This window comes from Dactylosporangium sp. NPDC049140, from assembly GCF_040648435.1.
On the sequence record NZ_JBEZDS010000015.1, the window covers coordinates 186740 to 208803 of the forward strand.

Sequence of the window (22064 nt, forward strand, 5' to 3'; positions counted from 1 at the left end):
TTTCGACGGACGTGGCGCGTCTGAGGACGGATCTCGCCGTCGCGGGTCGTGTACCGTGGCGGCGTCGGCGTGGGGCCACCATCCTGTTAAGGGAGCTGGGGCTGACCAGCACCGTGTCGCGCGTTGCCTCGACGCGCCGTGGCCGGTGTCCGTGGCTGAGGTGCCTACCCGATCATCCCCAGGGAGGCAGGTAGATGTGCGCGTTCGTCATGGTCGCTGAGGACGACACAAAACAGGCAGAGCTGGTCCGGCGGTATCTCCGACGGGAGGACCACTCGGTCCTGGTTGTCTGCGACGGGCGCGCAGCGGTCGACGAGGTTCGCAGCAGACGCCCCGACCTGCTGATCCTCGACGTGATGATGCCGCGGATGGATGGGCTGGACGTGATCCGCACGTTGCGCCGCGACTACGACCTGCCGGTACTGATGGTGACGGCACGCTCCACGGCAGAGGACAAGCTTGCCGGCTTCGACCTCGGCGTCGACGACTACCTCACCAAGCCATACGACCCGCGCGAGCTGATGGCCCGGGTGCGTTCGCTGCTGCGGCGCGCGCGGTCGTCGGACGGGCCGGTTGTCCTGCCGCTGCGGGTCGGTCCGCTGGCACTCGACCAGATCCGTCACGAGGTCCGCCTGCTGGAGCGCAGGATCGAGTGCACGCCGGCCGAGTTCCGGATCCTGGAGGCGTTGATGTCCAGCCCGGGCCGCGTGTTCAGCCGGAGCCAGCTGCTGGAGCAGGCGCACGGGCGTGACAGCTTCGTCACCGAACGGACCGTCGACGCCCATGTCAAGAACCTCCGGCGCAAGATCGAAACGGATCCGCGCACCCCGGTGTACCTGCAGACGGTCTACGGCATCGGCTACAAGATGGCCGGCCATGGCTAGATTCGGGCTGCGCACGCGGCTCCTGGTCGGCACCATCCTCGTAGCGGCCAGCGCGGTCGCGGCGACGGCGTGGTTGTCGGTGCAGGGGACCGCCCGCTCCATCGCGGATCAGCAGGAATCGCTGCAGAGCGCCTATCCCGGGGCGTACCTCGGTCTCGTCGACTACGCGGCGACGCACACCGATTGGCAGTCGGTGGGCCCGGTGCTCGCCAGCCTGGCACACTCGGCGGGAGTACGGATCGTGGTGACGCCGGTCGGCGGGCAGCCGATCCAGAGCTCGGCGACGCCGTCCGGATCCCACCAGGTCACCCAGCCGTCGGTGGCCATCGACCCGTTGACGATCGACAACGCACTGGCCATGACGCATTTCCCAGACGGCATCGACCCGCACGTGGTCGGTCCGTTCCTGCTGTCCACACAGGAGCACGCGGACCTCGAAGCGCTCGTCGAGGACGGCGCGGTCTGCCTGCGGCAGCACGGGGTCAACGCCACCATCGCCGAGGTGGAGACCGGACGGCCGTATCTGCGTGCCATGCAGGCCAGCGTCCCGCAGCTCTGCCAGGCGCGGATGAACGGCCTGGTCGGCTTCCAGGACTCGGAGAAGATCGTGCCGACCTCCACGGAGAAGGCCGCGCTTCAGCAGCTGTCGGCCTTGATGAAGACATGCGCCGACGCTCAGCGCACGGTCGATCTCGGGCTCGACGGGAGGGGACAGGTGACGTTGCGGGCGGCGGATGGCGATCCGCGGGGGGCGAAATGCCTGGCGGACGCGCGGCGTCAGCTGCTGCGCCCATACGTGGCGCCGGCGGCATTCATGCAGGTCACCGCGGACGGACATGCCACGGAGGCGGACGTCGGCCTGTCGTCGGTAGGTGCGCTGCGGATCGCGGGAGTCGCGGCGATCGTGCTGGCGCTGACGGTCGGGATCGCCATGCTGCTGGCCGGCAGGATCATCCGCCCGGTCCGGGTTCTGACCGAGGCCACCCGGCGCATGCGGGCGGGCGACGCCACGGTGCGCGCCCAGGTTGGTGCCCGCTGGGAGATCTCCGAGTTGGGCGCGGCGTTCAACGAGATGGCTGAGCATGCCGCGCGTACCGAGCAACAGCGCAAGGATCTGGTCAGCGATGTGTCGCACGAGCTGCGGACCCCGCTTGGCACCTTGCGGGGCTGGCTGGTCGCGGCGCAGGACGGTGTTGCGGCTGTCGACCCGGAGCTGGTGTCGTCGTTGCTCGAGGAAACCCTGCTGCTCCAGCATCTCGTGGACGACCTGGGGGACCTCGCGCTGGCCGACGCCGGCCAGTTGCGGCTGGAGCCGGTGGAGGTGAACCTGGGTGCCCTGTTGCGGCACATCGCGGCGGCCGGTGGCGGGCGCGCGACGGTGGTCGCGGACCGGGACCTGCTGCTCGTGGTCGATCCGATCCGGCTGCGGCAGGCCGTCGGCAACCTGGTGGCCAACGCGGTGCGGCACACCCCACCCGATGGACAGATCACGCTGTCTGCCCGCCCCGACGGCCAGGACGTGCTCATCGAGGTGACCGACAGCGGCACCGGGATCCCACCGGAGGACCTGCCCCACGTCTTCGACCGCTTCTGGCGTGCGGACAAGTCCCGTAGCCGCAGGACCGGAGGCAGCGGACTGGGCCTGGCCATCGTCCGGCAGCTTGTCGAGGCCCACGGTGGCGGGATCTCCGCCGCTAGCACGCCTGGCGCGGGCACCACCTTCACCATGCGCTTCCCGCCGGTAGGACAGCCGCAGGTCATGGCCGCCGGCGGCCATGGCGCCGAAAGCGGCTGACCCGGGCACCGCCCGGCGGCCCGTCACGCCTGCGAATGACCTTTCATGGTGGTCGCACAAGTTCTTCACAGTGTTGCGAAAGGCTTGCTGCCGTGAAGCCGTTTCTGTGTGTTGCTGCCGCGTCCGTGCTCGTTCTCACGGCGTGCTCATCGCATCCGTCGACCCCGCAGGCCAAGGTTCCTACGCTCGCCACCTCGGGTGCTTCGGGCGCCGGTGCCGCCCCGTCCGGTGCCGGCGGGTCCGATCCTGATGCGGGACGGCCGCGCGAACGTCTCGACATGACGAACGACGAACTGAATGCCCTGAGTACCGCGTACACGCAATGTATGACCGCGAACGGATGGTCCAAGGCGAAGAGCGACGCGGACTCGGCAGTCACCGCCAAAGCGGAGGCGGCGTGCGTTTCGAAGAACCCGCTGCCGCCGTGGGAACTCGACGCCAGCAACCCGCATGCCAGTGACTTCTTGCACGCGGTCGTCCAGTGCCTGCGCGGCAAGGGTGTCAAGTATGTCGACGAAGAGCCTCCGCAAGGCGGCCGGTACGTGCTGTCCTTCGGCGGCCCCAACAACGACAGAGACTCGATCAATAAGGGCCTGCAGTTCACCCCCGAATGTGAGAAGGAAGTCGCTGCCAAGGGCATCGGGCGCTGACGTGAGGAGATGGCTCCTGGCCGGTGTCGGCGTCGCGGTCGCTCTCGCCGGCACGGCCATCTACGCGTTGCTGTTCAGGGCGGCCCCGCTCCCGGCGGCGCAGCAACCCCACCCTCCGCAGACCGCCACCATCGTCACGACCGACCTGTCCAACACGGTCAGTATCGGCGGTGCCCTGGACTACGGCGCAGTGACCACACTCATCGGACGCAAGACCGGCACGCTGACCTGGCTACCGGCGGTCGGCACGGTCGTGGGCCGGGGCCAGCGCCTCTACGCGGTCGACGCGAAACCGGTGATGCTGTTTCTCGGCGACACACCCCTCTACCGGCAACTGGACGCCACCGCCACACCGGGTCCGGACATCAGCGAGGTCAACGCGAACCTACGTGCGCTGGGCTACCACGGCGCGCCGAACGGAAGCATGTACACCACCGGCACGATGAACGCCCTCAAACAGTGGCAGAAACACGTCGGGCTTGACGGGACCGGCACGCTGGGCATCGGCGACGTCGTCGTGCTGCCCGCCGCGGTCCGGGTCGACTCGCTCAAAGCGCAGACGGGCGCACCGGCGGCGGCGGACCTCGCCGGCCTGACCGCGACCACGAAGATGGTTACGGCGACCGCGGACCCGTCCCAGATCGACAGCAGCCTGCTCAAACCCGGCGGCACGGTCGCGCTGACACTGCCCAACGGCAAACAGACCACCGGCACGATTGCCTCGCTCGGCCCCGCTGCGGGCAGCGCGGGAACGTCGGGCACGGCAGGCGGGGCTGGCCAGAGTCAAACCAGCCAAACTGCGGTGACGATCACCTTCGACGACCAATCCGCGACCTCCGGTGTGGACTCAGGAGCAGCCGAGGTCATTGTGACCGCGGAGTCCCACAGGGGCGTGCTCGCCGTGCCGGTGGGCGCGCTGGTCGCGGTGCAGGGCGGCGGCTACGCCGTGCAGGTGGTTGCCGGGAGCACGACGACCCTGGTCGAGGTGCGGACCGGAATGTTCGCCGACGGCCTGGTCGAGGTGTCCGGGCAGGGGATCGTCGCTGGTCAGAAGGTTGTGACCGTCTCATGAACCCAGTGCTGGAGATTCAACACGCCACCAGGGAGTATCCCGGTGGGGTTCGCGCCCTCGACGACGTGTGTCTGGTCATCGACCGTGGCGAACTGCTGGCCATCGTCGGACCGTCCGGCTCGGGCAAGTCAACGCTGCTCAACCTGATGGGCACCCTGGACCGGCCGACCACGGGCACGGTGACCATCTCCGGGCAGGACATCACCACACTGGACGACCGTCACCTGTCAGCGCTACGTGCACGGGAGATCGGATTCGTGTTCCAGCAGTTTCAGCTCACCGAAGGCCTGTCGGCCGCAGAGAACGTTGCCACCGGCCTGCTCTACGCCGGTGTGCCGCGACGGCAGCGCGGTCCGCTCGCCGAAGCAGCCCTGGACCGGGTTGGCCTGGCACATCGCCGCGAGCACAAGCCCCACCAGCTCTCCGGCGGGGAGAAACAGCGCGTAGCGATCGCTCGCGCGCTGGTCAACGATCCCGCGCTGGTCCTGGCCGACGAACCGACCGGCGCACTGGACACCGCCAACAGCCGCGCCGTGTTGGAGCTGTTGCGCACCCTCAACGACGTTGGCGTGACCATCGCCCTGATCACGCACGACCGGGAGATCGCGGAGACCCTGCCACGGCGGGTGGAGATCCTCGACGGGCGGATCACGTCGGACTGCTCCACCACGATGACATCCGGAGTCCTCACGTGACCCGACCGACGGTCCGCCTCGGGCCTGCCGACATCATCAGGCTGGGACTGCTCGGCCCCCGCACCCGACCGCTGCGCGCCGCGCTGTCCGCGCTGGGCATCTCCATCGGAATAGCGACCATGATCGTGGTCGTCGGCATCCCTGCCTCCGGCCAACAGGGGCTGGCAGACCAGCTCTCCGCGCTGGGCACGAACCTGCTGCGCGCCGAAGCCGCGATCGATCAGCAGAGCCAGAAAATGCCGCCGGTGCCGGAGTCTGCCTCGGCGATGGTCGCAAGGATCCCACCGGTCCAGCAGGTCAGCGAGGTCGCCAACACCCACGCGCAGGTGCGCCGGTCACATGCGATCCCCGCAGCGCAGAGTTCCGGACTGACCGTGCTGGCCGCGAAGAACGACCTGTTGCCGGTGATCGGCGCACACGTCGCGTCGGGGACCTACCTGAACGCGGCCAATGCGGCGTTTCCCACCGTCGTGCTCGGCGCGGTGGCCGCGACCCGGCTGGGCATCACCGCGATCGCACCAGGGCAGCCGTCGCTGGAGGTCTGGATCGGCTCCCGGACGTTCACCGTGGTCGGTGTGCTGGCCCCGAGCCCGCTGGCTCCAGAGGTGGAACGCTCCGTCCTTGTCGGCTGGGACGCCGCCCGGCACTGGCTGGGATTCGACGACCACCCGAGCGTGCTGTACGTCCGGGTCCAGGAGTCCCAGATCGACCCGGTGCGCTCGGTGCTCGCGAACACCATGTTCCCGCAGAACCCTGGCCGGATCGTGATCAGCCGTCCCTCGGAGGCGCTGGCGGCAAAGCGTCTCACCGAGACCGCGTTTTCGGGGCTGTTCCTCGGCCTGGCCGGGGTCGCGCTGCTGGTCGGTGCCGTCGGCGTGGCCAACACGATGATCGTCTCCGTGCTGGAACGCAAGCGGGACATCGGGCTGCGCCGGGCGCTGGGCGCCACCCGGCGACAGATCCGTGGGCAGTTCCTCGCGGAGTCGGTCATGCTGTGCCTGATGGGCGGGCTAGTCGGGGCGGTGGCGGGCGTGGTCGGCACGGCGGGGTACGCGATGTCCCGGAACTGGCCCGCGGTGATCCCCGCAGCGTCGGTGGCCGGCGGTATCAGCGCCGCGCTCGTGATCGGCGTCCTCGCCGGTGTACATCCCGCCGTGCGTGCCTCGCGGCTCTCGCCAATCGAGGCGCTCGCGGCAGCCTGACGGTCAAATCTGCACTGTATGCCGATGCCGGTGGTGGCGACACCGCTGTACCGGCGTGGTAACCGGGATGCACGCGATCGCCGGGGTGCGCGGTCACCATCAACGGCCGGCCCTACTCGCCTCCGCCGGCTACGACCAGACGGTGCGACTGTGAAACCCAGCCACCGCCGACGTGATCCTGAACATCGCCGTCCACGCAGTCGCCACCTTGTGCGTCTCAAACAGCCCGCGCACTGATCATCGCTCGGCACCGGTCCGGTCGCCATCACACCATCCGCACCGAGACAGGACCGCTTGTTTCCGGCCGGCCAGGCCGACTTTCTCGCGGATCTTGGTTCGGGTGCGCCCAGCGGCGCCCGCTCCCGCTCGCCCGTGATGGCGATGGACGACGACGAACTGGAACGGCAACTACGCCTACGGCACCGTGGACGGCTGGACGCTCACCGTCTGACGACGCATGGCCTACCCGGCGACGTCGGCGAGGCGAAACCGGTCGGCGAAGGCCGACATCTCGTCGCGCTGCTCGGCCGGATCGGTGGCGGCCACATTGACGACGAGGCGGGTCACGCCCTCCGCGGCGAAGTCCTCGACCCGATCGGGCGTGAGTCCGGTCGACGCCCATCTGGTGTACGCCAGCGCCTGCGGGTCGCGGCCGGCCTCGACCGCCGTCGCCCGGGCGAGGTTCAACTGTGCGCGGCGCTCATCCGGGGTGAGCATGCCACCGGGGAAGTATCCGTCGCCACGTTGCCCGGCGCGGCGGGCCGCCGCCCGGCTCGACCCGCCGACATGGATGGGGAGTTCGGCGCCACCGTGCGGCTTCGGGAAGCTGACGAGCCTGTCGAAGTCGAAGAACTCCCCGTGGAAGCTGACGCCGCCGGCGCCGCCGGACCAGAGCAGTCGCATGACTTCGATCGCTTCGTCGGCCCGACGGCCCCGGCCGGCGTAGTCCACGCCGACCGCCGCGGCCTCGCCCGGCAGGCCGCCGAGGCCGACGGTCAGCAGCCGCATCCGGCCTTTGGACAGCACGTCGATCGTGGCCAGTTGTTTGGCGAGGATGACTGGGTGCCGGTACGGCAGCAGCAGCACGGCTGTTCCGAGGAGGATCCGGTTCGTGGCGGCGGCGATGAAGGCCAGGCAGTCCAGCGGATCGGCGTACGGCAGCGTCGCCGGCAGCTCCATCCCGCCGATGGTCGCGCCCGGGTACAGCACGATGTGTTCGGGCAGGTACAGCCCCTCGAAACCGCACTCTTCGGCGTGCCGGGCGAAGGCGATGATCCGGTCGGGATCGACACCGTGGTACGGGGTGCTGTAGCTGACGGCGAACCTCATTGCCGCGACGCTAGGCGTTGACACCGGCGTCAGGGCAAGGTCGCGGTCGCAGGGACGCCCGTAGTGCCTTGCGGTTGAGCTTGCCGACCGACGTCAGCGGGATCTCCTCGACGATGCGGATGTCCCGCGGGCGCTTCGTCGGGGCCAGCCGCTCGCCGGCGAACGCCTCCAGGTCGGCCGGCTCGCACGGCTCCCGCAGTACCACGAACGCCACGACTTCCTCGCCGAGGCGCTCGTCGGGGCGGCCGACGACGGCGGCCATCGCCACGGCCGGGTGCTGCGCGAGCACATCCTCGACATCCCGGGGGTACACGTTGAAGCCTCCGCGGATGATGATGTCCTTCTTGCGGTCGACGATGGTGAGGTACCCGTCCTCGTCCAGCCGCCCGATGTCGCCCGTGGCGAACCAGCCGCCGGCGACCGGCTCGCCCCGCCAGTAGCCGCTCATCACGTTGGCGCCGCGCACGACGATCTCGCCGTCCTCGGCCAGCCGCAGCTCCACTCCCGGCACGGCCCGGCCGACGGTGCCGGGGCGCGGCACGTCGGGCGGGGTCGCGGTGAGGATGCCGCCCGTCTCGGTACAGCCGTAGCCCTCCAGGACGCGGGCCGAGGGCACCGCCCGCTCGAAGGCCTCGGCGACCGCGCGCGGCAGTGGGGCCGCCCCGGAGTACACCCGCTGCAGTGTGCTCAGATCGTGCTTCGCCGGATCGTGGGCGAGCAGCATGACAAGCATCGAGGGGACCACGGCGGCGACCTGTACCCGGTGCTGCGCGGCCAGCGCCAGCCAGGCCGCCGGGTCGAACCACCGCTGCAGGACCGTGACGGGCGCCTCCTTGGCGTGCAGCGCGCCGACGGTGAGCAGCATGCCGTAGGAGTGCGACATCGGCAGCGCGGTCAGCCCCAGGTTGAGCCCCGGCGTGTAGCTGACCGCCCGGGACGACGCGCCGGCGGCCGAGAGGTTGGCGTGCGTCAGCGGCACGCCCTTGCTGCGCCCGGTGGTGCCGCCGGTGTACAGCAGCGCCGCCAGCGCGTCCGCCCCGACGTCCACGATCGGCAGCGGTTCGGCGGCGCGCAGTTCGTCGAACCCGGCGGTACCCACGACGAGTGTCCGCACGCCGAGGGCGCCGAACTTCGGCACCAGCTCCGGGCTGGTCACGACGGCGACCGCGCCCGAGTCGGCCAGGATGTGCTGCAGCTCCTGGGCGGTCACCAGGAACACGACCGGGGTGACGACCGCGCCGGCCCGCCAGACGGCCTGGTACACCATCGAAACCTCGGGGCCGTTGGCCATCACGACCACGACTCGTTCACCGGGCCGGACACCGAGCTCCCACAGCCCGCCGGCGATGCGGGCGGCGGTGTCGTGCAAAGCGCCGGAGGTGTACCAGGAACCCTCGAACCACAGCGACGGGTGGTCGCCGAACCGCTCGAGCGCGGCGTCGGCCAGGCGGGCGAGATTGGTCATCGGACCTCCTTCGTACACTGCCTATGCCGATAGTTCGTCGATGTCAAGGCAGAGCACTTCGCTACTTGAAGCCCTTGCCGCCCAGGATGGACCCGGTGACGGTCCGGCCGTTGTACAGCCCGAAGTAGGTGCCGACTCCCCGTCGACGCCGGCGACGTAGCGGCGGACCAGCGCGCCCCAGATCGGCGCGGTCGCCCCGATGCCCACGGAGCCGGTCGAGCAGCCGACCGGGTCCGGGTCCTTCGTGCGGCTCGGGTAGCTCTGCAGGCCGCCGAACGAGCACTGCGATGGTCCTGGTCCAGAGCCGGGCGCCGTTATAGTTGATGCCGCACGAGGCGTGATGGAGGCGATGTGGAGCGCTCTGCCGCGGCGGTCCGCCCTATTGAGTCCCGATCCGTCGCCGAGCAGGTGATGGCCGAGCTGCGGCGCTCGATCCTCGCCGGTGACCTGGCGCCCGGCCGCGAGTTCTCGCTGCGCGAGATCGCCGAGCAGCTGCAGGTCAGCATCATCCCGGTCCGCGAGGCGTTGCGCAGCCTGGAGAGCCAGGGCCTGGTACACATGCGGCCCGGTCGCAGCGCCGTGGTGGCCCCGCTCGACCTGGAGGAGCTGCAGAGCATCTACCGCCTGCGGCGCCGCCTCGAGCCGGAGATCGCCCAGCGCTCCTGCCGCCTGCTGTCCGACGCCGATCTCGACCGCCTGCGCCACGACTTCGTGGAGTTCGGCGACGAGCAGCGCACGATCCACGAGATCCACGAGGCGCACCACGAGTTCCACCTGGCGCTGCTCGCCCCGGCCGCGACCAGCTGGGACGTCCGGATCCTGATGACGCTGTGGCGGGCCGCGGAGCGGTACATCCGCATCGGCTCCGGCCGCCTCGACCCCGACCCGGACGAGCACTGGCGGCGCGAGCGGGCCCACGAGGAGCTGCTCGACGCGTTCCGGCAGCGCGACCCGGAGGTGGTCTCGGCCGCCGTGCATCAGCACCTCGCGCGCAACGAGCAGATGGCACTGCTGGCCCTGCGCGACCCGGCCGGCGCCGCACCCCCCGCCGACAACACCAACCCGGCCGTCGTCGTTCACGCCGCACCGGCTGACTCCACCGCTCCCGCCGCACCGGCAACCCCGCCGGGGCCGTGACCACCCGCGCCACCGCACGCCCAGGCCCCGCAGCGCCGCTGTCCGATGGCCGAGGTCGTCGCCCCGAAGTCACGCGTGGCACCGCACGGAAGTCTTGCTGTTATCACATATACGGGCGGCGCGCACAGCGCAAACCCGAACAAGGCCCGCCAGGGCCCTGACCACGAACGTCGGCCGGGTCGGCTGCCGCTCACCCGACCCGGCCGACGTTATGGTCAACCAAGGCCGTGGTGGCCGATGCACTCGGCGACGGCGCCACGGCCGGAACGCGGGGCGCCACCCCGGCCGGCGACATCGTGATCCTCGCCGTGCCGTTCGACAGCGCCGTGCCGGTCGTCCGCCAGTACGGGGACGCACTGGCCGGCAAGATCATCGTCGACATCACCAACCCCTTCAACTCCAGCGTCACCGGGCTGGCCGTCCCGGAGGACACTTCAATCGCGCAAATGGTCGCCGCGGCCGCCCCCAGAAGCACTCATGTCGTCAAGGCGTTCAACACCCTCTTCCGCGACGTCCTGGCGGCGGGCGGCCCGCTGGATGTGTTCATGGCCGGCGATGACGCGCAGGCCAAGGCGAGCGTGTCAGCGTTCATCAAGAGCCTTGGACTGCGCCCGCGGGACACCGGTGACCTGAGCATGGCGCACTGGCTGGAGGGCGTGGGCCTGCTGTCGGTCGGCCTGGGCCGCTACGGCGTGGGGAACTTCAACTTCTCCCTCGGCGTCAACGTCGGCTGAGCTCGCGGCAGACCTCGACGATCTGGACCGTTGGTTCGACACGGTCCAACGGGAAAAGGGCGCGATCGACGTGTTGTGGGCAAGTAGCGAGCGCTGAAGCTTCTCCTGGTCGGCGGATCGTCGAGATAGCGTCGTACGAGTGGGCACGCTGAGGGGAATCGGCGCCTCACGACGAGGCGACCGAGCCGCAGGTCGACGGGCGATCATCGCGAATGCGAAGGCGCACGAGAAGTTGCGTCGGATCGGCAACGAGCATGCCGCATTGCGGCAGTTGGCGATGCTGGTCATCCGCGGGGTGAAGCCGTCGCTCGTGTTCGCCGCGGTGGCCGAGGAGATCCGCGCGCTGTTCAACGCCGACTACTCGGGGATCGTGCGGTTCGAGCCGGGTGGAGAGGTGACATTCCTGGCCGGCCACGAATGGTCGACTCGCAACGAATCGGGACCAGCCGTCAAGCTGGGCCCGAGCTTGGCCCTCGCCTTGGTTCGGGAAACGGGCTGCGCCTTCCGGCTCGATGCGGACGATCCGGCGTCGCCGAGCCTGCCCGAGGACCTCCGGGCGGAGGGAGTCCGCTCCGCGGTCAGTGCGCCAATCGTCGTCGAGGGCCGTCACTGGGGCGCGATCGGCGTCGCGTCTCGACGTGAACCGCTTCCTCCAGGCGCCGAGCAGCGGATGACAGACCTTGCGGAGCTGGTCGCGATCGTGATCGCGAACGCCCAGGCGCATACCGAGCTGACCGAGGCGCGCGCGCGAATCGTCTCCGCCGCGGACGATACGCGCCGGCGGATCGAGCGTGATCTGCACGACGGCGCCCAGCAACGACTGGTCTCGCTGGCGCTGCGGCTGCGACGGGCGCAGGCCGCGATGCCGCCAGAACTCGGCGAGCTCGCAGCCGAACTCGACCGCGTCGCCGTCGGGCTGACCAGGGCGCTGGATGAGCTGCGCGAGCTTGCCCGCGGCATCCATCCCGCGATCCTGGCCCAGGCCGGTCTCGCCCCCGCGTTGCGGACGCTTGCCCGCCGCTCGTCGACTCCTGTCGATCTTCAGGTGCGCACCAGCGGGCGGCTGCCGGAGCAGGTGGAGGTCACCGCGTACTACCTCGTCTCCGAGGCGTTGACGAACGCGGCCAAGCATGCGCGCGCCTCAACGGTCACCGTCACCGTCGAGACCGCAGACGACATCCTGTGCGTCTCGGTCCGCGACGACGGCGTCGGCGGCGCCGACTACACCCGCGGTACCGGTCTGGTCGGCCTCAGAGATCGCGTCGAGGCGCTCAGCGGCCGAATCTTCCTCGACAGCCCGCCCGGCGCGGGGACGACCACCCTACGAGCGGAACTCCCGCTCGCCGAGCCGAACGGCGTCACCGTCCACCAGGCTGGGCCGGGGTCATGAGCGCGGCTCGGAGCCGCTGGCCGTGGCGCGTATCCGACGGTTCGGCCGGCACAGCGGCACGGTGAGCCGCCAGTACCGGGTCCACAGTGCGGCGCCGTCGATGAGGGCGGCCTCGTCGATGCCGGTCGGCAGCGTCTTCATGTAGTTGCCCAGCACGAAGACGCAGAAGCCCAGCTGGAACGAGACGTCTATGACGATGAGCCCGGCATAGGAGTTGTACAGCAGCCCGCTGCCGCTGATCCCGGTCGGCAGACGGATCGCGAGGTAGATGCGGTACAACGGGGTGATGACGACCTGCTGCGGCAGCAGGTTACCGGCGGTGAGCAGGATCAGCAGCGGCACATTGCAGCGGAAAAGGCACGAAAATCCAACACCTCCCAACGAAAACCGACGCAACAAAGGCGTGAATCCTGACGGTTGCCAATCCCTTTGCCGCCCTGGTTCGGACACATATTGACGAAACCAAACGCCAGATTGCGGGCTTCCGACGCAAGCCCACGCGCCCGACCGCTCATCCCACGAGGTCGACCGCTAGGCGCCGCCCCCTGATGTCAGGTCTTGACAGAACCGCGCCCGCCGACCAGTCTCCCGAGACATCGACGGTGTTATCGCACATGTTCGATCATGGCTTCCCATCGATGTGATGCCGCTCCCCCTCTCTCACCCTGTTCCGCCAAACAGTGAAGGAGAGTCCCATGCACCATGCACGTCGCGGCCTCGTCGCCCTCGCGGCGACGAGCCTGCTGGCCGCGGTCGCGGTCACGGCGGCCGCCGCCCCGGCGAGCGCCGCCACCACCACGGTCAACGTCAACGGCGGCATCGTCGGGCGCACGTTCGACGGCGTCGGCGCCATCAGCGGCGGCGGCGGCAACTCCCGCCTGCTCGTCGACTACCCCGAGCCCGAGCGCAGCCAGATCCTCGACTACCTGTTCAAGCCCGACTACGGCGCCGCCGTGCAGCTGCTGAAGCTCGAGATCGGCGGCGACGCCAACTCCACCGACGGCTCCGAGCCCAGCCACGAACACGTGCGCGGGGACGTCAACTGCAACGCCGGCTACGAGTTCTGGCTCGGCGAGCAGGCCGTGGCGCGCAACCCCGGCATCCGCATCGTCGCCCTGCCGTGGACCGCGCCGGGCTGGATCGGCGGCGGCAACTTCTGGTCGCAGGACATGATCGACTACGACATCGCGTGGCTGAACTGCGCCAAGGGCCACGGCATCAACGTCGGCTACCTCGGCGGCTGGAACGAGCGCGGCCACGACAGCGGCTGGTACAAGAACCTGCGGACCGGGCTGAACAACGCCGGCTTCGGCTCGGTGCAGATCGTCGGCGACGACAGCGGCTGGGGCATGGCCGACGAGTTCGCCGCCGACCCGGCCCTGAAGACCGCCGTCGGCGTGCTCGGCAACCACTACGTGTGCGGGTACCTGTCGCAGGCCGACTCCTGCAGTACCACCGCCAACGCCCGATCCAGCGGCAAACCGCTCTGGGCCTCCGAGTTCGGCTCCCAGGACGACATGAGCGGCGTCGTGCCCTACATCCGCACGGTCAACCGCGGCTACCTCGACGCGGAGATCTCCGGCTACATGAACTGGCCGCTGATCGCCGCGATCACCCCGAACCTGCCCTACGCCACCGTCGGGCTGATGGACGCGGGCTCGCCGTGGTCCGGCGCCTACCGGGTCGGCAAGAACCTGTGGGCCAACGCCCACTACGCGCAGTTCACCCAGCCGGGCTGGAAGTACCTCAACAGCTCCGCCAGCGGCTACCTCGGCGGCAACCGGGCCAACGGCAGCTACGTGTCGCTGAAGTCGCCGAACAACACCGACTACACCACGGTCTACGAGACCAGCGGCACCACGTCGACGCAGACCGTCAACGTCACCGTCTCCGGCGGCCTGAGCACCGGTACCGTGCACGTCTGGGCGACCGACATGGGCTCGGACAACCCCGCCGACTGGTTCGTGAAGCAGCCCGACGTCAACCCGTCCGGCGGCGCCTACAGCCTGACCATGCAGCCCAACCGCATCTACACCCTGACCACCACCACCGGACAGGCCAAGGGCGGCGCCGTGAGCCCCGCCACGCACGGCCTCGCGCTGCCGTACTCCGACACCTTCGACGGCTACGCGGTGCGCAAGCAGCCGCGCTACACCGAGGACATGCAGGGCTCCTTCGAGACCCGCGCCTGCGCCGCCGGCCGGTCCGGCACCTGCCTGCAGCAGGTCGCGCCGCAACGGCCGATCAACTGGCAGGACGACAGCGACGCCTACACCCTCTTCGGCGACTCCGGCTGGACCAACTACACGGTCAGCCTGGACGTGAACATGCAACAGGCCGGCACGGTCACGCTGCTGGGCCGGGCCAACATCCAGAACCGGCCGCAGAACCGGCAGGCGGCCTACCAGCTGCGCATCGCCAACACCGGCGCCTGGTCGATCGTCAAGCACAGCAACACCAACACCGACACGACCCTGGCGTCGGGCAGCCGCGCCGCGCTCGGGCTCAACTCCTGGCACACCCTGAAGCTCGGCTTCTCCGGCGGGCAGATCACCGCCACCGTCGACGGCGTGACCGCCGGTACCGCGAACGACTTCTCCTACGGCAGCGGCCAGGCCGGCGTCGGCGTCGTGGGCTACCAGACCGACCAGTTCGACAACCTCAGCGTCACGGCCAACTCCGGCCCTGTGCTCAGCGTCCTGCGCGGCGTCGGCTCCGGCCGCTGCGCCGACGTGCCCGCACTGTCGCAGACCAACGGCACGCAGCTGGCGCTGTGGGACTGCAACGGCGGCGCCAACCAGACCTTCACGCCGACCGCCTCGAAACAGCTGCAGGTGTACGGCACCAAGTGCCTCGACGTCGACGGCGCGGGCACCGCCGACGGGGCCAAGGTACAGATCTGGGACTGCAACGGCGGCACCAACCAGCAGTGGAACGTCAACGCCGACGGCACCGTGACCGGCGTCGGCTCCGGCAAGTGCCTCGACGCGACCGCCAACGGCACCGCGAACGGCACCCTGCTGGAGATCTGGACCTGCAACGGCGGCGACAACCAGAAGTGGGCGAGGTCATGAGAAGAGTCCTGTCGATATTCGCGGCCGCCGTCGTGCTCCCGGGCGCCGCCGTCCTCGTCACGCCGGCCCCGGCGTCCGCCGCCACCACCTGGACGGTCGCCGGGCCGTCGGCGGGCACCACCGCCGCGCAGGTCAGCCTCGACAGCGGCGGCCTGACGTTCGCGGTGTCCAACCAGGGGCAGACGGTGCTGTCGCCCGCGCCGATCGGCATCGTCACCACCGCGGCCGACCTGACCCGGAACCTGACCTTCACCCAGCGCGCCGACCGGACCGTCACCGAGTCCTACACGATGACGACCGGCAAGCAGCGCGGCCGCAGCACGACCTACAACGAGACGACGCTGTCGTTCACCGGCAGCGGCGGCGCCCGCCTCGACGTGGTCGTCCGGGCGTCGAACACCGGCGCCGCCTACCGGTACGTGCTGCCGGGATCCGGCTCGGTGACGGTGAGCCGCGAGGCGTCGTCGTGGAGCGTCCCGGCGGCGTCGAACGCCTGGCTGGTCCCGCCCCAGGCCGAGGACCAGGGCCGCTGGTTCCAGACCACCGCCGGCGGCGCCCCGACCGGCAACGACTACCGGGTGCCGGCGCTGTTCGAGGTCGGCGGGCGGTGGGCGCTGCTCGCCGAGACCGACCTCGACGGCCGCTACGCGGCGTCCTACCTGACGCACGCGGCGGGCTCGGGGACGTACACCACCGCCCTCGCCGGCGGCATCAGCACGACGCTGCCGCTGAGCACCCCGTGGCGCACCGCCGCCGTCGGCGACCTCGGCACCGTCACCACCTCGACGATCGTCGACGACCTCGCCGCGCCGTCCAAGGTGGCCGACACCTCGTGGGTGCACCCCGGCACCGTCAGCTGGTCGTGGCTGACCGAGCACGCCAGCCCGTCGGACCAGAACCGGCAGCGGCAGTACATCGACTTCGCCGCCCGCAACGGATGGAGCGCGGTGCTCATCGACGAGGGCTGGTCCTCGAGCTGGGTGCCGGACGTTGTCACCTACGCCCGGTCCAAGGGCGTCCAGGTCATCCTGTGGTTCAACTCCGGCGACCTCAAGACCTCCCAGCAGCGCGAGAACTGGCTGCCGCTCATCAAGGGCTGGGGCGTGGCCGGCGTCAAGGTCGACTTCATCTACGAGGACACCCAGCCGACGCTGCAGTGGTACGACGCCCTCCTCGCCCGCACCGCGCAGCTGCAGCTGATGGTGAACTTCCACGGCGCGGCCACCCCGCGCGGCCTGCAGCGCACCTGGCCGCACGTGATGACCGCCGAGGCGGTGTTCGGCGCCGAACAGTACCTGCGGGCCGACTTCAACACGATCCTGCCGTTCACCCGCAACGCCATCGCGAGCATGGACTTCACCCCTGTCGTGTTCAGCCTGGCCAACCGGGACACCACCGACGGGCACGAGCTCGGCACCGCGATCGTCTTCGAGTCCGGCTGGCAGCACCTGGCCGACAACCCGGAGAGCTACGGCGCCCACCCCGAGGCACTGCGCATCCTCGACCAGCTGCCGACCGCGTGGGACGAGACCCGGCTGCTCGGCGGCCGCCCCGGCCAGGAGGCGTACTTCGCGCGGCGGGCCGGCGGGCGCTGGTACATCGGCGGCATCTCGGCTCTGTCCGCCAAGACGTTCAGCTCCTCGCTGTCGTTCCTGGGCGGCGGGCAGTGGCTGGCCGAGACCGTCCGCGACGGCTCCGGCGGGCTGCTGCGGGAGACCCGGACCGTCACCAGCGCCGACACGCTCAGCGTCCCCGTCGCCACCCGCGGCGGCTTCGCGACAGTCGTGTGCCCGTACACCGCGGGCATGACGACCTGCAGTACGCGCGACATCCCGTTCGCGCTCAAGGGCCGGCAGTCCGGGCGCTGCGCCGACGTGCCCGGACTGTCGCAGGCCAACGGCACCCAGCTCGCGCTGTGGGACTGCAACGGCGGCGCCAACCAGGTCCTCACCCTCAGCTCGTCGAGGCAGCTGCTGCTGTACGGCGGGACGAAGTGCCTCGACGTCGCCGGCGCCGGCACCGCCGACGGGGCGAAGGTGCAGATCTGGGACTGCAACGGCGGGACGAACCAGCAGTGGACCCTGAACGCCGACGGCACCGTGGTCGGCGCCGGATCCGGCAAGTGCCTCGACGCGACCGGCAACGCCACGGCGAACAACACCCTGCTGGAGATCTGGAGCTGCAACGGCGGCGACAACCAGAAATGGGCGCGGTCGTAAGGCACGGCTGACACCACCTCGACCCCGGCCCCGTACGCAGGGCCGGGGTCGAGCCCGCCGGAGTAGACATCGCCGCCGCTCGCGCCGCCCCGCCGCCGGCGATCACCGTGCGGTCGGCGAGACCGCAGGCGAGCCGGGCGGCCTATTCGGTGAAGGCGGTGCAGGACATGGCCCGTTCGAATCGGCGGGCGGCCAGGTCGTCGACGCGGATCAGGAACCGGCCGATGTAGACGTCGTCACCGGGATCGAACTGCACGAGCGGCACCCACTCGGCCATGACCCGGTGCAGCTCCTCCTCCAGCCGGAAGTCCTCCTGCCCCGGCGCGATGACCAGGTCGCCGGCCTCCTGCCGGGCCTCGAGGTTCTCCTCGGCCAGAGTCAGCTCCGGACCGGTGTACAGGTGCTCGGTCTGCATCTCGCCGATGACCCGGGTGTAGCCGCCGAACTTGAACTCGGCGTAGGTCCCGTCCGGCCAGAGGCGCTCGGTCAGGGCACAGAGCTCCCGGCGGTGTGGCAGGTCACGCGCCAGGTGCCGCTGGAAGTCGGACAGGCCGTCCTCACCCTCCCCGTCCTCGTCGTTGTCCAGCCAGTCGGGCCGCTCCGCATGGACGACGGCGAACAGGACGCGCTCCGGGCCGACGAACCCGCGCATCGTGCTGAACATGTGCTCCTCGTGGTCCGGCTCGTCCGCAGTCGCGGTGTCGGTGCCGGCCGGCACGTAGACGATCCGCGCGTACTCCTGCTCGTCGACGCGGTCGAAGGTCTCGTAGGCCCACTCGTGGTGCAGGAAGACCAGCAACGAGCCGTCCGGCGGCAGGGCGAGCCCGTCGGCCTTCGGCAGCGCCGCGCAGTCGAAGGACACGACGAACGGCAGCGGGCCGCCCGGGCCGGTCGGCCACTCCACGCCGACCGGCAGCCGGGGTCGCCCGCCGGCCCGGCCGACGGGGACGTCGGCGGTCTGCCCGGGCGGAATGCCCTTGGGATGCCCGACGAGCACGCCGTTGTCGCGGCGCTCGACCGCCCAGATCGCGAATCGCAGGAACCTGGCGAACGTGCTGACCTCGTCCTGCGGGATGCCCGCCTCGCTCGCTGCGCGACGGAACCGGTCGTGATGGTCCATGCCCGGTCACGATGCCATATCCATCGATGTCCCGGTTCAGCGGCGGGTGTACTCCGCGAGGTGCTCGCCGGTCACCGTCGAGCGCGCCGCGACCAGGTCGGCCGGGGTGCCCTCGAACACGATGCGGCCGCCGTCGTGGCCCGCGCCCGGGCCGAGGTCGATGATCCAGTCCGCGTGGGCCATGACGGCCTGGTGGTGCTCGATCACGATCACCGACTTGCCCGCGTCGACCAGCCGGTCCAGCAGCCCCAGCAGCTGCGCCACGTCGGCGAGGTGCAGGCCGCTGGTCGGCTCGTCGAGGACGTACACGCCGCCCTTGTCGGCCATGTGCGTGGCCAGCTTCAGCCGCTGCCGCTCCCCGCCGGAGAGCGTGGTGAGCGGCTGGCCGATGCCGAGGTAGCCCAGGCCCACATCGGCGAGCCGCTCGAGGATGGCGTGCGCGGCGGGCAGACGGGCCTCGCCGGCACCGAAGAACGCCTCGGCCTCGGTGACGGGCATCGCGAGCACCTCGCTGATGTCGTACCCGCCGAGCTTGTACTGCAGCACCGAGGCCTCGAAGCGCCTGCCCTCGCACTCCTCGCACACCGAGGACACGCCGGCCATCATGCCCAGGTCGGTGTACACGACCCCGGCGCCGTTGCAGGTCGGGCAGGCGCCCTCGGAGTTCGCGCTGAACAGGGCCGGCTTGACGCCGTTGGCCTTCGCGAACGCCTTGCGGATCGGTTCGAGCAGCCCGGTGTACGTCGCCGGGTTGCTGCGCCGGGAGCCCTTGATGGCGCCCTGGTCCACCGACACCACCCCGGCGCCGGGCGGGATCGAGCCGTGCACGAGGGAGCTCTTGCCGGAGCCGGCGACGCCGGTGATGACGGTCAGCACGCCGAGCGGGATGTCGACGTCGACGTCGCGCAGGTTGTGCGCGTTCGCGCCGCGGATCTCCAGCCTCCCGGTCGGCTTGCGGACCGTGTCCTTGAGCGCGACCCGGTCGGCGAGGTGCCGCCCGGTGGCCGTGTCGCTCCTCTTCAGCTGGGCCAGGGTGCCCTCGAAGCAGACCTGGCCGCCCGCGGTGCCGGCGCCCGGGCCGAGGTCCACGACGTGGTCGGCGATCGCGATCGTCTCCGGCTTGTGCTCGATGACGAGCACCGTGTTGCCCTTGTCGCGCAGCTGCCGCAGCAGGTCGTTCATGCGCGCGATGTCGTGCGGGTGCAGGCCGACGGTGGGCTCGTCGAAGACGTACGTCACGTCGGTGAGCGCCGAGCCGAGGTGGCGCACCAGCTTGACCCGCTGGGCCTCGCCGCCCGACAGCGTGCCGGCGGGGCGGTCCAGGGACAGGTACCCCAGGCCGATCTCCACAAAGCCGTCCAACGCGTGCCGCAGCCCTTCCAGCAGCGGCGCCACCGACGGCTCGTCGAGCTTGCGGACCCACTCGGCGAGGTCGCTGATCTGCATCGCGCACGCCTCGGCGATGTTGATGCCCGCGACCTTCGAGGAGCGGGCCGCCGCGGTCAGCCGGGTGCCCTCGCAGTCGGGGCAGGTCTGGAACGTGACCGCCCGCTCGACGAAGGCGCGGATGTGCGGCTGCATCGCCTCGACGTCCTTGGCCAGCATCGACTTCTGGATCTTCGGGATCAGGCCCTCGTAGGTCAGGTTGATCCCGTCGACCTTGATCTTCGTCGGCTCCTTGTGCAGGAAGTCGTGCAGCTCCCGTTTGTTGTACTTCTTGATCGGCTTGTCGACGTCGAAGTACCCGCAGCCGAGGAAGATCCGGCCGTACCAGCCGTCCATGCTGTACCCGGGCACCGTGATCGCGCCCTCGCTGAGCGACCGGCTCTCGTCGAACAGCTGGGTCAGGTCGAGGTCGGTGACGGACCCGCGGCCCTCGCACCGCGGGCACATCCCGCCGAGGCGCTCGAACGTGGCACGCTCCGTCTTGCGGTTGCCGCGCTCGACGGTGATGGCGCCGGTGGCCCGCACCGACGGCACGTTGAAGGAGAACGCGTTCGGCCCGCCGATGTGCGGCGTGCCGAGCCGGCTGAAGAGGATCCGCAGCATCGCGTTGGCGTCGGTCGCGGTACCGACGGTGGACCGCGGATCGGTGCCCAGGCGCTGCTGGTCGACGACGAGCGCGGTGGTCAGCCCCTCGAGCCGGTCCACCTCGGGCCGCGCGAGCGACGGCATGAAGCCCTGCACGAACGCGCTGTACGTCTCGTTGATGAGCCGCTGCGACTCCGCCGCGATCGTGCCGAACACCAGCGAGCTCTTGCCCGAGCCGGAGACGCCCGTGAACACGGTCAGCCGGCGCTTCGGCAGCTCGATGCTGACGTCCTTGAGGTTGTTCTCGCGTGCACCGTGCACGCGGATCAGGTCATGGCTGTCAGCAGCGTGCTTGCTCATGTACGTCTCCTCGTTAGGAAAGCCAGCGGCCGTCGCGCATGATCTCGCGGCCGCGCAGCTCATTCTCCTCGCGCCAGGCCTGCACGCGGCGGGGCGTGATGCGGAACCAGCGGTACGAGGCGCCGTACTCGCGCGGGTCGAACCCGCTCCGCGCGGCGAACCGGTCGCCGGTCTCCTGCGGCAACGCGTCGATGGCGAGCACCTCGACGTCGCCGTCGATCATCGACACGTCGCGGGTGAGGCCGAGCCCCACCCGCGCTTTCCGCGTCGCGATCAGGTTCCGCCCGGTCGGGCTCGCGGCCGGGGTGGCCACGAGCAGCGCCTCGCCGTCCCAGTCGAAGGACAGCGGCACCAGGTACGGCTCCCCCTCCGGCGACGCGCTGGCAACCCACACATCGACGTCCTGGGCGAGCCGCTCCTGCGTGCCGGCGAGGCGCTCCGCGCGGGACCGGGCTGCGGTCACTGGTCCTGCAGCAGACCGAGCACGTTGCCGTCGACATCGACGACGGTGGCCACGAGCCGCCCGCCGCCCACGTCGTGCGCCGCGTCCTTGACGGTGGCCCCGGCCGCGGTGACCTCGGCGATCTTCGCCGCGATGTCCGCCACGTGCCAGTAGGCGACCGGGGTCGAGTCGGTGTGGCCGCCGCGGTCCGGCACGAGGCCGATCTGCTGCCCGGCGTGCGTGTAGCCGACGTAGTACGGGGAGTCGGCCTGGGGCTCGATGCCGAGCAGCGCCGTGTAGACGGGCTTGGCCTTCTCGAGGTCGGCGACGGGGTGGAGCACTGTCTGGATGCCCATATTCTCGGTGTTCGTCATGCGGTTGAGCCTATGGGTGCCCGGAACCCCGTGCTTCTCGATTCCTGATCGAAGTCACGATCGTGCCGCTTCGGGGCGCCGGGCGGGTGGG

Annotated in this window: 18 protein-coding genes; 11 read left to right on the top strand and 7 right to left on the bottom strand. The window is 70.3% G+C overall.

What is annotated here, in order from left to right:
- The first annotated feature begins 194 nt into the window (after nt 1-194).
- The 6 genes from AB0B76_RS25195 to AB0B76_RS25220 all read left to right on the top strand — a co-directional run bounded on the left by AB0B76_RS25195 (nt 195) and on the right by AB0B76_RS25220 (nt 6298).
- Nucleotides 195-884, top strand: coding sequence for a response regulator transcription factor (locus AB0B76_RS25195; protein WP_360379590.1), 690 nt, complete (start codon nt 195-197; stop codon nt 882-884).
- The gene (locus tag AB0B76_RS25200; RefSeq protein ID WP_360379593.1) at nt 877-2679 is read left to right on the top strand and encodes an ATP-binding protein; all 1803 of its coding nucleotides are present in this window, start codon (nt 877-879) and stop codon (nt 2677-2679) included. Before AB0B76_RS25195 ends, AB0B76_RS25200 begins: the two co-directional genes overlap by 8 nt.
- Before the next feature lie 92 nt (nt 2680-2771).
- Nucleotides 2772-3329 (top strand): hypothetical protein, encoded by a 558-nt coding sequence (locus AB0B76_RS25205; protein WP_360379595.1) that lies wholly within the window; start codon nt 2772-2774, stop codon nt 3327-3329.
- 67 nt (nt 3330-3396) lie between these two features.
- Nucleotides 3397-4401 (top strand): peptidoglycan-binding domain-containing protein, encoded by a 1005-nt coding sequence (locus AB0B76_RS25210; protein WP_360379597.1) that lies wholly within the window; start codon nt 3397-3399, stop codon nt 4399-4401.
- Nucleotides 4398-5096, top strand: a complete 699-nt coding sequence (locus AB0B76_RS25215; RefSeq protein WP_360379599.1) for an ABC transporter ATP-binding protein — start codon at nt 4398-4400, stop codon at nt 5094-5096. Before AB0B76_RS25210 ends, AB0B76_RS25215 begins: the two co-directional genes overlap by 4 nt.
- A complete protein-coding gene (locus AB0B76_RS25220; RefSeq protein ID WP_360379602.1) occupies nt 5093-6298 on the top strand; it encodes an ABC transporter permease in 1206 nt (401 codons plus the stop codon). The genes AB0B76_RS25215 and AB0B76_RS25220 overlap by 4 nt, the downstream gene beginning before the upstream one ends.
- 462 nt (nt 6299-6760) lie before the next feature.
- On the opposite strand, the gene AB0B76_RS25225 is transcribed toward AB0B76_RS25220, so the two are convergent.
- Together AB0B76_RS25225 and AB0B76_RS25230 are read right to left on the bottom strand one after the other, a co-directional pair.
- A complete protein-coding gene (locus AB0B76_RS25225) occupies nt 6761-7627 on the bottom strand; it encodes a TIGR03619 family F420-dependent LLM class oxidoreductase (RefSeq protein WP_360379605.1) in 867 nt (288 codons plus the stop codon).
- 10 nt (nt 7628-7637) lie between these two features.
- Nucleotides 7638-9092, bottom strand: coding sequence for an AMP-binding protein (locus AB0B76_RS25230; protein WP_360379607.1), 1455 nt, complete (start codon nt 9090-9092; stop codon nt 7638-7640).
- Between the two features lie 411 nt (nt 9093-9503).
- Here AB0B76_RS25230 and AB0B76_RS25235 point away from each other — a divergent pair, with 411 nt between their 5' ends.
- From AB0B76_RS25235 to AB0B76_RS25245, 3 genes are all read left to right on the top strand, one after another.
- Nucleotides 9504-10229, top strand: a complete 726-nt coding sequence (locus tag AB0B76_RS25235) for a GntR family transcriptional regulator (RefSeq protein ID WP_360379610.1) — start codon at nt 9504-9506, stop codon at nt 10227-10229.
- A 227-nt stretch (nt 10230-10456) separates the two neighbouring features.
- Nucleotides 10457-10963 carry an NAD(P)-binding domain-containing protein gene (locus AB0B76_RS25240; protein WP_360379612.1) on the top strand — a complete coding sequence of 169 codons (507 nt, stop codon included), beginning with the start codon at nt 10457-10459 and terminating at the stop codon, nt 10961-10963.
- Nucleotides 10964-11102: 139 nt separating this feature from the next.
- Nucleotides 11103-12353 carry a GAF domain-containing sensor histidine kinase gene (locus AB0B76_RS25245; protein ID WP_360379615.1) on the top strand — a complete coding sequence of 417 codons (1251 nt, stop codon included), beginning with the start codon at nt 11103-11105 and terminating at the stop codon, nt 12351-12353.
- Here the strand turns inward: AB0B76_RS25245 and AB0B76_RS25250 are convergent.
- Nucleotides 12348-12695 carry an ABC transporter permease subunit gene (locus AB0B76_RS25250; protein ID WP_360379617.1) on the bottom strand — a complete coding sequence of 116 codons (348 nt, stop codon included), beginning with the start codon at nt 12693-12695 and terminating at the stop codon, nt 12348-12350. The two genes, AB0B76_RS25245 and AB0B76_RS25250, sit on opposite strands and share 6 nt — an antisense overlap.
- Before the next feature lie 353 nt (nt 12696-13048).
- On the opposite strand from AB0B76_RS25250, the gene AB0B76_RS25255 reads away from it, so the two are divergent.
- Together AB0B76_RS25255 and AB0B76_RS25260 are read left to right on the top strand one after the other, a co-directional pair.
- The gene (locus tag AB0B76_RS25255) at nt 13049-15427 is read left to right on the top strand and encodes a ricin-type beta-trefoil lectin domain protein (protein WP_360379620.1); all 2379 of its coding nucleotides are present in this window, start codon (nt 13049-13051) and stop codon (nt 15425-15427) included.
- Complete coding sequence (locus tag AB0B76_RS25260) at nt 15424-17646, top strand: glycoside hydrolase family 97 catalytic domain-containing protein (protein ID WP_360379623.1); 2223 nt, start codon at nt 15424-15426, stop codon at nt 17644-17646. Before AB0B76_RS25255 ends, AB0B76_RS25260 begins: the two co-directional genes overlap by 4 nt.
- Nucleotides 17647-17788: 142 nt before the next feature.
- On the opposite strand, the gene AB0B76_RS25265 is transcribed toward AB0B76_RS25260, so the two are convergent.
- From AB0B76_RS25265 to AB0B76_RS25280, 4 genes are read right to left on the bottom strand one after another with little or no spacing between them, the layout of a single operon-like run.
- Nucleotides 17789-18766: a DUF1963 domain-containing protein gene (locus AB0B76_RS25265; RefSeq protein ID WP_360379626.1), complete on the bottom strand. Its 978-nt coding sequence runs from the start codon at nt 18764-18766 to the stop codon at nt 17789-17791.
- A gap of 36 nt (nt 18767-18802) precedes the next feature.
- Nucleotides 18803-21157 carry an excinuclease ABC subunit UvrA gene (locus AB0B76_RS25270; protein ID WP_360379629.1) on the bottom strand — a complete coding sequence of 785 codons (2355 nt, stop codon included), beginning with the start codon at nt 21155-21157 and terminating at the stop codon, nt 18803-18805.
- Between the two features lie 13 nt (nt 21158-21170).
- Nucleotides 21171-21620 carry a pyridoxamine 5'-phosphate oxidase family protein gene (locus AB0B76_RS25275; protein WP_360379632.1) on the bottom strand — a complete coding sequence of 150 codons (450 nt, stop codon included), beginning with the start codon at nt 21618-21620 and terminating at the stop codon, nt 21171-21173.
- Entirely contained in the window at nt 21617-21973 is a 357-nt protein-coding gene (locus AB0B76_RS25280; RefSeq protein ID WP_360379635.1) for a VOC family protein, read from the bottom strand. Before AB0B76_RS25280 ends, AB0B76_RS25275 begins: the two co-directional genes overlap by 4 nt.
- Nucleotides 21974-22064 lie beyond the last annotated feature (91 nt).

What these genes read in the sequence shown, in the direction of transcription:
- AB0B76_RS25195 (WP_360379590.1), top strand. Translation starts at nt 195, where the DNA reads ATGTGCGCGTTCGTCATGGTCGCTGAGGACGACACAAAACAGGCAGAG.
- AB0B76_RS25200 (WP_360379593.1), top strand. Translation starts at nt 877, where the DNA reads ATGGCTAGATTCGGGCTGCGCACGCGGCTCCTGGTCGGCACCATCCTC.
- AB0B76_RS25215 (WP_360379599.1), top strand. Translation starts at nt 4,398, where the DNA reads ATGAACCCAGTGCTGGAGATTCAACACGCCACCAGGGAGTATCCCGGT.
- AB0B76_RS25225 (WP_360379605.1), bottom strand. Translation starts at nt 7,627, where the DNA reads ATGAGGTTCGCCGTCAGCTACAGCACCCCGTACCACGGTGTCGATCCC.
- AB0B76_RS25230 (WP_360379607.1), bottom strand. Translation starts at nt 9,092, where the DNA reads ATGACCAATCTCGCCCGCCTGGCCGACGCCGCGCTCGAGCGGTTCGGC.
- AB0B76_RS25235 (WP_360379610.1), top strand. Translation starts at nt 9,504, where the DNA reads ATGGCCGAGCTGCGGCGCTCGATCCTCGCCGGTGACCTGGCGCCCGGC.
- AB0B76_RS25255 (WP_360379620.1), top strand. Translation starts at nt 13,049, where the DNA reads ATGCACCATGCACGTCGCGGCCTCGTCGCCCTCGCGGCGACGAGCCTG.
- AB0B76_RS25260 (WP_360379623.1), top strand. Translation starts at nt 15,424, where the DNA reads ATGAGAAGAGTCCTGTCGATATTCGCGGCCGCCGTCGTGCTCCCGGGC.
- AB0B76_RS25265 (WP_360379626.1), bottom strand. Translation starts at nt 18,766, where the DNA reads ATGGACCATCACGACCGGTTCCGTCGCGCAGCGAGCGAGGCGGGCATC.
- AB0B76_RS25270 (WP_360379629.1), bottom strand. Translation starts at nt 21,157, where the DNA reads ATGAGCAAGCACGCTGCTGACAGCCATGACCTGATCCGCGTGCACGGT.
- AB0B76_RS25280 (WP_360379635.1), bottom strand. Translation starts at nt 21,973, where the DNA reads ATGACGAACACCGAGAATATGGGCATCCAGACAGTGCTCCACCCCGTC.